7 protein-coding genes are annotated in these 12,214 nt (G+C 73.3%); 4 read left to right on the forward strand and 3 right to left on the reverse strand.

All coding sequences use genetic code 11. From position 1 onward, the window contains the following. Positions 1–108 precede the first annotated feature (108 nt). Positions 109–2,226 carry an asparagine synthase-related protein gene (locus ACZ4Z5_RS04760; RefSeq protein ID WP_468256565.1) on the forward strand — a complete coding sequence of 706 codons (2,118 nt, stop codon included), beginning with the start codon at positions 109–111 and terminating at the stop codon, positions 2,224–2,226. Between the two features lie 684 nt (positions 2,227–2,910). On the opposite strand, the gene ACZ4Z5_RS04765 is transcribed toward ACZ4Z5_RS04760, so the two are convergent. Continuing rightward, complete coding sequence (locus tag ACZ4Z5_RS04765; protein WP_468256568.1) at positions 2,911–5,202, reverse strand: sigma-70 family RNA polymerase sigma factor; 2,292 nt, start codon at positions 5,200–5,202, stop codon at positions 2,911–2,913. A gap of 107 nt (positions 5,203–5,309) precedes the next feature. Then, positions 5,310–6,071, reverse strand: a complete 762-nt coding sequence (locus tag ACZ4Z5_RS04770) for a TetR/AcrR family transcriptional regulator (RefSeq protein WP_468256570.1) — start codon at positions 6,069–6,071, stop codon at positions 5,310–5,312. 326 nt (positions 6,072–6,397) lie between these two features. Between ACZ4Z5_RS04770 and ACZ4Z5_RS04775 the strand changes: the two genes are divergently transcribed. After that, positions 6,398–7,864, forward strand: coding sequence for an NAD(P)/FAD-dependent oxidoreductase (locus ACZ4Z5_RS04775; protein ID WP_468256573.1), 1,467 nt, complete (start codon positions 6,398–6,400; stop codon positions 7,862–7,864). Positions 7,865–7,998: 134 nt separating this feature from the next. After that, entirely contained in the window at positions 7,999–9,696 is a 1,698-nt protein-coding gene (locus ACZ4Z5_RS04780) for an ATP-binding SpoIIE family protein phosphatase (protein WP_468256575.1), read from the forward strand. Here the strand turns inward: ACZ4Z5_RS04780 and ACZ4Z5_RS04785 are convergent. Further along, positions 9,690–10,967, reverse strand: a complete 1,278-nt coding sequence (locus tag ACZ4Z5_RS04785; RefSeq protein ID WP_468256659.1) for an MFS transporter — start codon at positions 10,965–10,967, stop codon at positions 9,690–9,692. The two genes, ACZ4Z5_RS04780 and ACZ4Z5_RS04785, sit on opposite strands and share 7 nt — an antisense overlap. A 142-nt stretch (positions 10,968–11,109) precedes the next feature. Between ACZ4Z5_RS04785 and ACZ4Z5_RS04790 the strand changes: the two genes are divergently transcribed. Then, positions 11,110–11,676, forward strand: coding sequence for a MarR family winged helix-turn-helix transcriptional regulator (locus ACZ4Z5_RS04790; protein ID WP_468256577.1), 567 nt, complete (start codon positions 11,110–11,112; stop codon positions 11,674–11,676). The last annotated feature ends 538 nt before the right edge of the window (positions 11,677–12,214 follow it).

Raw genomic sequence — 12,214 nt, forward strand, 5'->3', positions numbered from 1 at the left:
TGCGCGCCGCTGTCGTGGCAGCATGGTCCTCCCGGAGTACGCCCGGACGCGCCCGAGCAGGGCGTCGTGCGGCGGACGCACTTGTCCACAGCCTGTGGAGGCGGCGCGATGCGGTGGTTGGTGGGGTGGAGCAGTATCGCCGCACGGTTCGGAGCCGGAACACCGCCCGGCACCGACGCAGCCGGCCGGCACCACCCCTCCGGCGCCGGTGACGGCGCCACCGTCCACCCCGTCGGCGCCCAGCTGCTGTGGGGCGACCCCGACCCGCTGTGGGCCGTCGGCGACTGGCGGCCCGACGAGATCCGCGTCGTCACCGTCGACCCCGCCACCCGGCTCGCCGTGCTCGGCTGCTGCGCCGCATCCGACGACCAGCTGCGGGTCGGCCTCCTCGCGGCGCGCGGGGGCGCACTGCGCCACCTCACCGCCTGGCCCGGCAGCTACACCGCCGTCGCCCGCATCGGCCGGCGCATCACCGTCACCGGCGATCTGGCCGGTGCCCGGCCCGTCTTCCACACCCCCTGGGCCGGCGGCACCGCCTATGCGACCGCTGCGCTCCCCCTCGCCGACCTCATCGAGGCACAGCTCGACATCGGCCACCTCGCGGCGCTCCTCGCCTGCCCCGACGTCCCCGAAGCACTGCGAGACTCCACCCCGTACGCCGGTGTCGCACGCGTCCCGCCCGGCCATGCACTCGTCCTGCGCGAGGGCTCACGCCAGATCACCGGGTACGAACAGGTCGCCTCCCTCGCCGTCGCCGCCCCCCGCACCGACCCCGTCCGTGCCGTCGACGGAGTACGCGACGCCCTCGTCGAAGCCGTGCGGGCGCGGCTCACCGCCCCCCGGCACGCCCCGGACACCCTGCCACCCGACCCCGGCCCCGTCCCCGGCATGGGCCCCGCCGAACGCCGCGCCGCACGCGGCGCACCAGCCGCCGGCATCGGCGCCGACCTGTCCGGCGGCAGTGCCTCCGCCACCCTCGCCCTCCTCGCCGCGGGACTCCCCGGAGTGCCCGGCACGGTCCTCGGCCACGGAGCCGGTGCCGGCGAACGCCTCCTCGCCGTCACCTTCAACGACCTCACCGCCCCCGGCCGCGCCGCCGAGATGGAACGCGTCGCGGCCATCGCCGCCGGACCCCGCCTCCACCACGTCGTCGTCGCCGCGGGGGAGGAGGCCCTCCCCTACGCCGACCTCGACGGGCCCCTCACCGACGAACCGGGACCGTCCCTCGTCGACGCCGCCCGGCACCGCCGCCGGCTCGCCGCGGGCAGCGCCGACCATTTCGTCGGCAGCGGCGCCCGGCATGTCCTGGACGCCCACCCGGCCCGCCTCGCCGACCTGCTGATGGACCGCCAGCGCCGCCACCTGCTGCGGCCCGTGTCCGCACTCGCCAGGTCGGCCGGACCGTCCGCGCACTCCCTCTTCGTACCGCTCACCGTCTACCGCGCCGCCCGCCGCCTCGCCCGCACCCCCTACCGCGCAGGAGTCCAGGCCGCCGCGCACTCCCTGCTGGACCGCCGCTTCGACGACGCGCACGGAGCCGTCGACGCCTCCCTCGCCGCGCTCGCCTGGTCCCGGCCCGGGCCCGCGGCCCGCTGGCTCACCGGCGAGGCCCTCGCTGAAGTATCGGTTCGCCTGGAATCCGCGGCGGACCGGCCCGCGTCCGTACTGCGCCCCGGCGACGCACGCGCCCGCGCCGCACTCGCCCGGTACGCCGCCGACCACCGCGTCCTCGAACAGGCCGCGGAGGTACGCAGCCAGCGCCTGCACGCCCCCTTCCTCGACAACGAGGTCGTCCGCGCCTGCCGGGCCCTGCCCGAAGCCCTGCGCGTCCAGCCCGGCGCCCGGGCCTCGATCCTGCGCACCGTCCTCGCCGGCGCGGGCATCCGCGACCTCCCCGAAGGCTGGGGTGCCGCCTCCCAGGTCCCGTCCGACGCGGCGGCCCGGACCGGACTGCGTCTGTCCGTCACCGACGTGATGGACCTCTTCGACGCTCCTCTCCTCGCCGACGCCGGGCTGATCGAGGCCCGTGTCGTCCGCAGGGCGCTGCGCGGGGCGGCGGACGGCGAGCCGCTTCCGCTCGACGGCCTCGCGGATCTCGTCTCGACGGAACTCTGGCTGCGCCGTCTGCTGGCCCGCCGCGGCACCTGCTGGACGGGCTCCGACACCCCGCGCCTCCGAGCGGTACCCGCCGGGGTGCCGGTGCGGCCTTCACTCAGCGGTGGCTGACGGATGAGGGGTGTCGGGTGAGGGGTGACCGTCGGTGCATCGGGTCGCCTGCGTGGTGCTGCGACGACGGTGGCCAAGGTGGCCGCCGGGGCCTGTGGGGTCACTGGAGCACGTGAGGTCACCAGGGCGTGTGGGGCCACCAGGGCGTGCGGGGGTCACTGGGGCCGTGGCTCGGGGCGGGTGCTATGGCCGGGCGGCAGCCGGAGCGAGGCCGGGATGCCGTCCCGGCGGCCGGGACGGCAGTGAACTGCGCCGCAGCCGACGGGTCGTCCGAGAGCATGGCGACTCACTGCAGCTCGAGGGCCGGCCGCCTTCGTGGGACGCGACGCCCCCCAGGGCTCTTGCCCTGTGCCCCAGGACCCTTGCCGCTGTGCCTCATGGCTCTTGCCCTGTGCCCCAGGGCCCTTGCCGCTGTGCCCCACGGCCTTCGCCCTGTGCCCCACGGCCTTCGCCCTGTGCCCAAGGGCCTTCGCCCTGTGCCCAAGGGCCTTCGCCCTGTGCGCTCGGGCCTCGTCTCTGCGCAGCCCCAGGGAGCCCCGCCTCGGCAGAGCGCCGCGGCATCCCGCGCGGTCGGCCGTGTGCGGCAGACCCACGCGGCGTCCGGCCGGGCTGCGCGGCCCGTCGCAGAGCCGTGCGCCGTGTCGCCGAGTCCCGCGACATCGCACGATTTCCGCAATGTCCGCGTCAGCCACAGCTGATGAGTGCCCCGGCCCAGTCGGCGAGGACGGACCGTCCTCCCGGGGTGCCGTCCGGTTCGACCACCAGGCGGATCGTCTTCCGGCCCGCGATGTCCACCCTCGTGGGTACGGCGGGGTCGCCGCGGCGCAGCACCGGTGACCGCCAGAGCGGTACGCCGTCGCCGTACACGGAGAACCGCACGGGACGTTGGTGACTGCCCGGCCGGGCCGTCAGGTCGTCCACTCCGACGCGCGCTTCGAACGTCGTGCACCGGCGGTTGAGGTCGATCACGAGCGAGGAACGCCCGCCGACCGTCACCCCGTGCGGGTAGCGGGTGCCGGCGATGCTCGCGTCCCGGCGCGGCCACATCCAGCCGGTCGGATCGAGGCGCACCTCGGGGCCGGCATGGTCGCCGAGCACCCCGTAGGGGAGGCGGCCGAGCCGGTACACGACGGGCGTCGCCGGACGCACGGTCGGGGGCGTCGCGCCGCGCGGGGACGAGGCCGGGGGTTCCGGGACCGGGGGCGGGGGTGCCGTGCCGGGGCGGCCGGGCGGTGTCGCCGGGGGCATGGGTTCCGGGGCCGCGGCGGGCGCCGTCCCCGGGGCGGGAGACGCCTTCGCGGCGGTGAGCGGTGGCTGCCCGGGCCGGGGTGCGGGAGCGGGCCGTGCCGGCCGTCGCTGCTCCGGTACGGTCCGGGACGCTGCCGGCCCCTTCGACGCCGGGGGCGTCACGGGTTCCGCGGCACGCACGGAGGGCGAAGTCGTCCTCGTGCCGGGGGCGGGCAGGTCGTCGCCCACGAGCGCGATCGCCACCGCTGCCGCGGCCGTTGCGGCCAGCGCTGCCGCGACGCCCGCCTTCGCTGCCCCGCCGAGCCCTTCCGACGCGGCCGCTCCGCCCCCACCGGCGATCCCGTTGCCTCCTGCGGTCCCGCTCGCCGACATACCGACGCCCCCGCCGACACCCACGACTGTGCCACCCGCACCGGCACCGACGGCGGCGCCCGCGGCCCCGCCCGTCGCCACCCCGGCGGCCTTCAGCGAGTACCCTGCGGCGAACCAGCCGATGACGGCGGCCGGAAGCAGCGCGGGGATCCGTGCGGCCACGTCGTCCAGCTCCGACGCCGCGAGACGGCAGCGCGCGCACTCCTCCAGGTGCCTGCGCAGCCCCCTCTCGGCGCGGCTGCGCAGCCTCCTGCGGGCGTGCGCCCCCAACTGGTCCGCGTACCGGGCACAGTCACCGCCCGCGGTCAGCGAAGCGCTGACATGGGCCTGCAGATACGCCTGCCGCAGTCCCTCGCGGGCCCGACTCGCCAGCACCGCGGTCGCGTTGGCGGTCAGCCCGAAGAGCGGCGCGATCTCGCTCGGGGACTCGTCTTCGATGGTGGTGTGCCACAGCACGGCCTGCCAGCGCTCCGGCAGACTGCGGAACGCCCGTACCGCCATCGACTGCTCGGCCTCGTGCATGGCCCGCACGTCCGCGCCGGTCTCGAACGTCCCGGGGGCCGACACCCCGGGCGGCCGGGACGACTGCGCCGCGAACACCGCGAAGTCCTCGACGAGCTGCTCGCGCCGGGCGCTCTTCGCCCACGATGCGGCGACCCGCCGTACGGTCGTCATCAGGTAGGCCCGTACGGCGTGTTCGGGTCCGGCGCCGGACCGCACCGCCTGCAGGGTCCGGGCGAACACCTCGCCCGTCAGGTCGTCCGCGGTGTGCCCGTCCCGGCAGCAGTTGCGCGCGTACCGGCGCACCGCGTCCGCGTGGCGCCGGTACAACTCCTCGTAGGCTCCGTCGTCACCGCCGCGCATACGGTCGATGAGCTCTGCGTCGGACGACGCCGACCGGGCGTCGGGCCGGCCCGGGGTCCCGGACCGGTCCGATGCGCCGGTGCGCTGTTCCGGGACACCGGAGACCGCCGCATCGGCAGCAGACGCGACGGCGGACGAAGCCGTGACGGCGGACGAAGCCGTGACCGCGGACGAAGCCGTGACGGCGGACGAAGCCGTGACCGCTGCCTCGGACGCGGCTGCCGACTCGCGCACAGGGGTGGCCGCAGGCGTGGCCGCGGAAGCAGCCGCCGACTCGGAAGGCGTGCCCCCGGACTCGGAGACGGGCGTCCCCGTGGACTCGGAGGCGGATGCGGACCACGCTCCGTTCGAGGCGGATGCGGACCACCCGACGTTCCCCGCCCCGCCTCCGTGCGGACCGCCCTGCGGCGGCACCTGCGGTAAGAGCGGCTCCCCGCTCTCCACGCCGCCGCCCGGCACGTCCACCCCGTCAGCACCCTGAGAACCGACCATCGCGCCAGACTGCCACAGCGCGCAGGCCTGGAAGGGCGGGATGGACGGGCATCACCCTTGTGAGGGTGCGGGTAACCGTTTCCCCCGCCCCGGCTCCGGTACGACCGTCAGGCGCGGGACCGCAGGCCCTCCAGGAGGATGTCCAGCAGCCGCGCCGACGCGGCCGCCTGCTGGCGGGCGTCGGGCAGCGACGGCGCCGCGGTCGCTATGACGAGGAGGACGTCCGCCACGGTCACGTCCGAGCGGAGTTCACCGGCCTCCCGGGCGCGGTCCACCAGCTGTCCGACGACGGACAGCAGCTCGGCGGCACCCGAGCCGGCCAGGTCCTCCACGGGCGCGGCGGGCCTGGCCGGCGACGCCCAGCCGCTGCCTGGATGCGCGTTCGACACCTGGCGCTGCTGCGGCACCCGGCCGCCCGCGACGGCCAGGGCACCGGGGCTGCCGGCCTCGTCCACGTCGACGCCGACCCGCAGCACCTGCGGCGGCAGCAGCCGGCCCGCGCCGGACGCCACCGAGGTCCGCAGGAAGCGCGAGAGAGCCGACCACGGCTCGTCCTCCTGGCCCAGCGCGGTCCGCGCCTGCTCGGTCAGCCGGGCGGTCTCCTCCTCGGCTATCCGCCGCACCAGCACGTCCTTGCTGGGGAACCGCCGGTACACCGTGCCCACACCGACCCGTGCCCGGCGTGCCACGTCCTCCATCGGCGCCCCGTAACCGAGTTCGCCGAACACCTCGCGCGCCGCGCGCAGCACGTGCTCGAGGTTCCGCTGCGCGTCCACACGCAGCGGGGTCGCGCGGCCCAAGTCCGCGCCCGAGCCACCGCGGCCGTCGGTCGCGACAGCCGTCTGCCCATGCATGTCCTGAATATGCATACAAATTCCCCCGGAAATGACGTCTCCCCCCGGAGACTCTCCCCACCCAGTCGGTCGGAGGTCCTGGTCCCGACACCCCGACGGAGTACGAACATAGTTGAGCCGGAGTCAATTCAGAAGAGGGTAGTTCCGCACAGAGCGCCCCCCGATCGGAGTATGGACCGAAACCTTCCTTATTCGGCCCCCTCCCGGCCCCTCCCCCGTGCCTCCTGACCTGCGGAACTCCAGCCCGGACGACCATATTCGGCCACCGTGGCCGAGCCCGGCTTCCGGTCACACAATTCGTCGGGCCTGTGGACAAAGCCGCGAGCACGTTGCGTCATGGGATGGTGAAGGCTGCCTACTCACCGGGAACGCTCCCCGGACCTCCGTCAGGCACACGCATCCTCGTCGTCGGCGGCGGCTACGTTGGGATGTACACCGCGCTGCACCTCCAGCGCACGCTCAGAACCAGGCTGGCCGCCGGCGAGGTCGAGATCGTCGTGGTCACCCACGACTCGTACATGACGTACCAGCCGTTCCTGCCGGAGGCAGCCGCAGGCTCGATCTCCCCGCGCCACGTCGTCGTCCCGCTGAGACGGACCCTCGACCGCTGCCGGATCCTCATCGGCGAGGTCGAGTCCATCCGGCACGCCGAACGCACCGTGACCGTCAAGACCCTCGCCTCGGAGGACGAGGGCGTCGGCACGGACGAGATCACCTACGACGAACTGGTCCTCGCGCCCGGCTCCATCTCCCGCACCCTCCCGGTGCCCGGTCTCGCCGACTACGGCATCGGCTTCAAGACCGTCGAGGAGGCCATCGGTCTGCGCAACCACGTCATCGAGCAGATGGACATCGCGTCCGCCACCCGCGACCCGGCCGTCCGCGACGCCGCGCTCACGTTCGTCTTCGTCGGCGGCGGCTACGCGGGCGTCGAAGCCCTCGGCGAGCTGGAGGACATGGCCCGCTACACGGCGCGCTACTACCACAACCTCAAGCCCGCCGACCTGAAGTGGATCCTCGTCGAGGCGACCGACCACATCCTCCCCGAGGTCGGCCAGGAGCTCGGCCGCTACGCGATCCGCGAACTGCGCTCCCGGAACATCGACGTACGCCTCGAGACCCGCCTCGAATCGTGCGAGGACCGTGTCGCCGTACTGAGTGACGGCTCACGCTTCCCCACTCGTACCCTCGTGTGGACCGCCGGCGTCAAACCGGCGCCCGTGGTCGCCGCGAGCGACCTCCCGCGCAACGGGCGCGGCCGGCTGCGCTGTACACCCATGCTCACCGTCGAGGGCGTCGACCACGCGTGGGCCGCCGGAGACGCCGCCGCCGTACCGGATCTGACGGCCGACGAACCCGGCAAGGAGTGCGCGCCGAACGCCCAGCACGCGGTCCGCCAGGCCAAGGTCCTCGCCGAGAACATCGCCGCCTCCCTCGACGGAGGGGAACTGGCCGAGTACCGCCACGAATACTCCGGCTCCGTCGCCTCCCTCGGTCTGCACAAAGGGGTGGCGCACGTGTACGGCAAGAAGTTCAAGGGCTACCCTGCCTGGCTGATGCACCGCATGTACCACCTCAGCCGCGTCCCGACCTTCAACCGCAAGGCCCGCGTTCTCGCCGAATGGACCCTCTCAGGCCTGTTCAAGCGCGAGATCGTCTCGCTCGGCTCGCTCGAACACCCGCGCGCCGAATTCGAGCTGGCGGCCGGAGGGAAGGGGCCCAGGGACCGATCCAAGGACTACCCGGGGGGCCGCTCGAAGGAAGGACCCGCGGGGCAGCGCCCCGCCGACGGCCCCAAGGACGACTGACGACTGTCAGTACGGTCCGTCACACTGGACGTGTGACCATAGGTGCGCGCACACCTGCACAGAGTGATCATGTGCGGACCGTGGTGGCCGTGCCCGACCGACGACGACGAACCACACACGAGGCCTGAACATCCGTGAACTTCACGCGTTGGAGCGCCCGGCTCCCCGGTACGCAGCGTCGCGCGGCGGCGCGCACCGACCAAGGGATCGCCCCCACGAGGCGAGGAGAAGGCTCCGTGCCCGCGGCCCGCGGCGGCGGTTACGAACGGAACACCGAGTCCGACGCCCCCGTGCCGGCCCCGCCGGCGCTCGACGAGCTCTCCGTCCGCGAGATCCTCGGCCGACTGCCCGCCCTGGTCGCCCTGCTGCACGGACCCGACCACCGCATCGCCTACGTCAACGACACCTACACCGCCGCGTTCGGCCCCCGGCCCATCGGCGCCGAGGCCGCCAAGGCCATGCCCGAGCTCACCGCGCTCGGCCTGCTCCCGCTGATGGACCAGGTGCTGCGCAGCGGCAGGCCCCGCACCGTCAAGTCCCGCCGGGTGCCGGGCGGTGGCTCGTACACCGTCACCTGCACCCCCGTCACCCTGCCCGTCCCCGCCGACGCCCCCGGGAGTCCCTCCGGCGGCGTCCTCGTCTTCGCGGCCGACGTCACCGCGCACGCCGAGGCCACCGAACGGCTCCGCGCCAGCGAGCGCCGGCACCGGGAAACCGCCGTCACCCTCCAGCGGTCCCTGCTCCCGCAGGAACTGGAACAGCCCGACGACCTCCGTCTCGCCGCCACCTACCAACCCGGGGGCACGGACGCCGCGGTCGGCGGCGACTGGTACGACGTGATCACCCTCGGCGCCGGCCGCACCGCCCTGGTGATCGGCGACGTGATGGGCCGCGGAGTGCGCGCCGCGGCCGTGATGGGCCAGCTCCGCACCGCCGTACGGGCGTACGCACGGCTCGACCTGCCCCCGCACGAAGTGCTCCAGCTCCTCGACGGCCTCGCCGCCGAGATCGACGCCAGCCAGATCGCCACCTGCGTCTACGCCGTGCACGACCCCAACGAGGGCCGCCTCGTCTACGCCTCGGCCGGCCATCTGCCCGTACTGGTCCGCCACGAGGACGGCACGGTGCACCGCGCGGCCGAACCGACCGGACCGCCGCTCGGCACCGGCGGCTGGCTGCACGCCTCCGGGTCGATCGCCCTCCCGCCCGGAGCCACCGCCGTCCTCTACACGGACGGACTCGTCGAGCGGCGCGGCGAGGACATCGACGAGGGCGTCAACGCCCTGGAGCGCGCCCTCGCCGGAGCCACCGGCTCCCCGCAGATCATGTGCGACCGGCTGCTCCGCTCCCTCGGCGTGACCGCCGAGCACGACGACGACGTAGCCGTCCTCGTCGTCCAGCACCCGTCCCGTTCCGGCCCGGACGCCGAGCTGTTCCACAACGCGGCGCTCGACCTGCTCGGCGGTGTCGAGGCGGCGCCCCGGGCCCGGGCCTTCGCCTCCGGAGTCCTGTCCTCCTGGCGCTTCCCCGTCGAACTCCGCGACCTCGGGGTCCTCGCCACCAGTGAGCTCGTCGCCAATTCGCTCCAGCACGGCACCCCGCCCATGCGGCTGCGGCTGCGCCGCACCGACCGGCGGCTGATCATCGAGGTGACGGACGGCGACGACCATCTGCCGCGCCGCCGCCGGGCCGACCCGGCCGACGAGTCCGGCCGGGGCATCTCGATCGTGGCGACCATCGCCTCGTCGTGGGGATCGCGCCGCACGCCCGGCGGCGGCAAGGCCGTCTGGTGCGAATTCGCCCTGCCCCAGGAGTGCGTGGCGCCTCAGTGACCCGCCGGGACCGGCTGGGCGGGAACGTGCTGGGCGACGATCCGCGAGGTCTTCGCCGGCGCCGGCCGGTCCTGCACCGGCGTCAGCCTGCGGCCGAGCCGCAGCGCGATCACCGAGATGCCCAGCGAGAAGAGCACGAACGTCACGATGTACGCAGCGTGCAGTGACGCTCCCATCGGACCGCCCACGGCCGGCCCTAGAGCCAGCGCGAGCTGCTTGACCAGGGCGAACGCCGAGTTGTACTGCCCGACCATCGCCTCCGGCGCCAGATCGGCGACCAGCGGGGCCACGGTCGGCGACAGCATCGCCTCGCCCAGCCCGAACAGCGCGTACGTGGAGATGAACGCCGCCGTCGCCATGGCCTCGCTGCCGTGCCCGAGACCCGCGTACCCGGCCACGATCCACGCGACCGCCCAGATCAGCCCCACCAGCGCGATGACCCTGCTGCGCCGGCGGCGCTCCACCAGCTTCAGCACGGCGAACTGCGCCACCACGATCACGGCCGTGTTGGCAGCCAGCGCGAGACCGAGCGTTGCGGGGGCGATCCCGGCGGCCTCGGTGCCGTAGGCGGCGAGTCCGGACTCGAACTGTCCGTAGCAGGCGAAGAAGAGGACGAAGCCCAGCACGCACAGCTGCACCATCGCCCGGTGGCCGAGCATCGCGCGGACGCCGCCCCCGCTCGCGGCTGCGGGACGTGCCTCGGCGAGTTGCGCGGCGCGCGGCAGCCGGACGGTCAGCGCGATCACCGCGAGGACCACGAACATCGCGGCCTCGATGGAGAAGAGAAGGGTGAAGCTGCCCGGCCGGTCGGCGTCGACGATCTGGCCGCCGACGAGACCGCCGAGGCCGAGGCCGAGGTTCTGCAGGAAGAACTGCATGGCGAAGGCTCGGGTACGGGCCGAGGGCTCGGCCGACCACACGATCATCGTGGCCAGCGCCGGCTGCATCACGGCCGTTCCCGCGCCGATGGCACCGGCGGACAGGACGACGGCCGGGACGTTCCCCGACAGCCCCATTCCGATGGCACCGACGGCGGAGAGCAGTGCCGCGCCCACGAGGACCGGCAGCGGTCCGCGCCGGTCGATCGTCCGCCCGGTGAACGGCAGGACGACGAGGGCGGCGACGGCGAAGGCGGCCAGCACGGCTCCGGCCGTGCCGGCGCCCAGGTCCCTGACCTGGGCCACATACACATAGAGATACGGGACCGTGAACCCGAGCCCGAACGCGCTCAGGGCGTTCCCCGCCTGGATCCGCCGCATCGCTACCCCCATCGCCTTGGTCACACCCACCCGCTTCTGGTCGGTCTTGGAACGTGAAGGCCTCACATCCGAAGACTTCGAAAGTAAAGTTCGAGCCTTAACAATACACATCGAAGGACTTAGACGCCAACGGATTGCATGCGATACTCGGCCCATGGGAGACAACCCGGTGCCGGCTCCGCTGTCCGGCCCTCAGGAGCCGACGCTCGACGAGCAGATCGCCGCCTACCAGCGCGAGTACCGCGACCTCGACCCCCAGGTCGAGAAGGTCGTATCGGCCCTGGGCCGCCTCAACCGCCGGATGAACGTCGCCTACGGCCGCCAGGTCGCCGCGCTCGGCATCAGCAACGCCGAGTGGGAGGTCCTCAAGACCCTCGTCCTCTCCGGCGCCCCCTACCGCATGGGCCCCGGAGAGCTCGCCAAGCGCCTCGGTCTCACCCCCGCCGCCATGACCCACCGCATCGACCGCATGGCCGCCGACGGACTGGTCACCCGCGACCGCGACGAGAACAACCGGGTGCGCGTCATCGTGGAGCTCACGGACGAAGGTCGCAGCAAGTGGCTGGAGGCCATGCGCGCGGCCACCACCTTCGAAGAGGCCCTGCTCCAGGACCTCTCCGGCGAGGAGCGCGCCGCGCTCGGCGAGATGCTCATCCGCCTGCTGCGCCGCGTCGAGCACGCCCAGCCGGACGCCGGCGGCCGCCTCAAGGACCTCGACTAGACGGGTCGGCCGGGACCCGCGGGCGACAGTTGACACGCCCCTGCCCGATCCGTAAAGTTCTCCGAGTTGTCACGGAGCCGGAACGGTTCTGCGGCAACCGTCCGCCGCTGAGATGCGGCATCCCAACCTCTGCACGGCCCCCTCATCGGGAATGATTTCGGCATGCCGAAATCAATTTCGAATGGCTCGATTATGAGTCGCCGAGGGGATCCGCTAGGGTCTGGGACGTCGGAACGGCCCAACAGCCGGGAAGACAAGCCCCGCTGACTGGGAATCAGGCCCGAAAGGATCTGATAGAGTCGGAAAAGCCGAAAGGGAAAGCGCGAAAGCGCGAAGAACTGGAAGCGACCCGCTCCGGCCGGGAATCGGACACGAAAGAGTCTGATAGAGTCGGAAACACCGAAGGGAAGCGCCCGGAGGAAAGCCCCAGAGAATGTCGCTGCGGGTGAGTACGAAGGAAGCGTCCGTTCCTTGAGAACTCAACAGCGTGCCAAAAGTCAACGCCAGATATGTTGATAACCCCGTCTCTCTGAGACGA

The sequence above is a fragment of the Streptomyces sp. NPDC030222 genome (genome assembly GCF_055573115.1).

Coding starts and splice junctions, on each gene's coding strand:
- ACZ4Z5_RS04765 (WP_468256568.1), bottom strand. CDS start 5,202: ATGGTCGGTTCTCAGGGTGCTGACGGGGTGGACGTGCCGGGCGGCGGC.
- ACZ4Z5_RS04775 (WP_468256573.1), top strand. CDS start 6,398: ATGGTGAAGGCTGCCTACTCACCGGGAACGCTCCCCGGACCTCCGTCA.
- ACZ4Z5_RS04785 (WP_468256659.1), bottom strand. CDS start 10,967: ATGGGGGTAGCGATGCGGCGGATCCAGGCGGGGAACGCCCTGAGCGCG.
- ACZ4Z5_RS04760 (WP_468256565.1), top strand. CDS start 109: ATGCGGTGGTTGGTGGGGTGGAGCAGTATCGCCGCACGGTTCGGAGCC.
- ACZ4Z5_RS04770 (WP_468256570.1), bottom strand. CDS start 6,071: ATGCATATTCAGGACATGCATGGGCAGACGGCTGTCGCGACCGACGGC.
- ACZ4Z5_RS04790 (WP_468256577.1), top strand. CDS start 11,110: ATGGGAGACAACCCGGTGCCGGCTCCGCTGTCCGGCCCTCAGGAGCCG.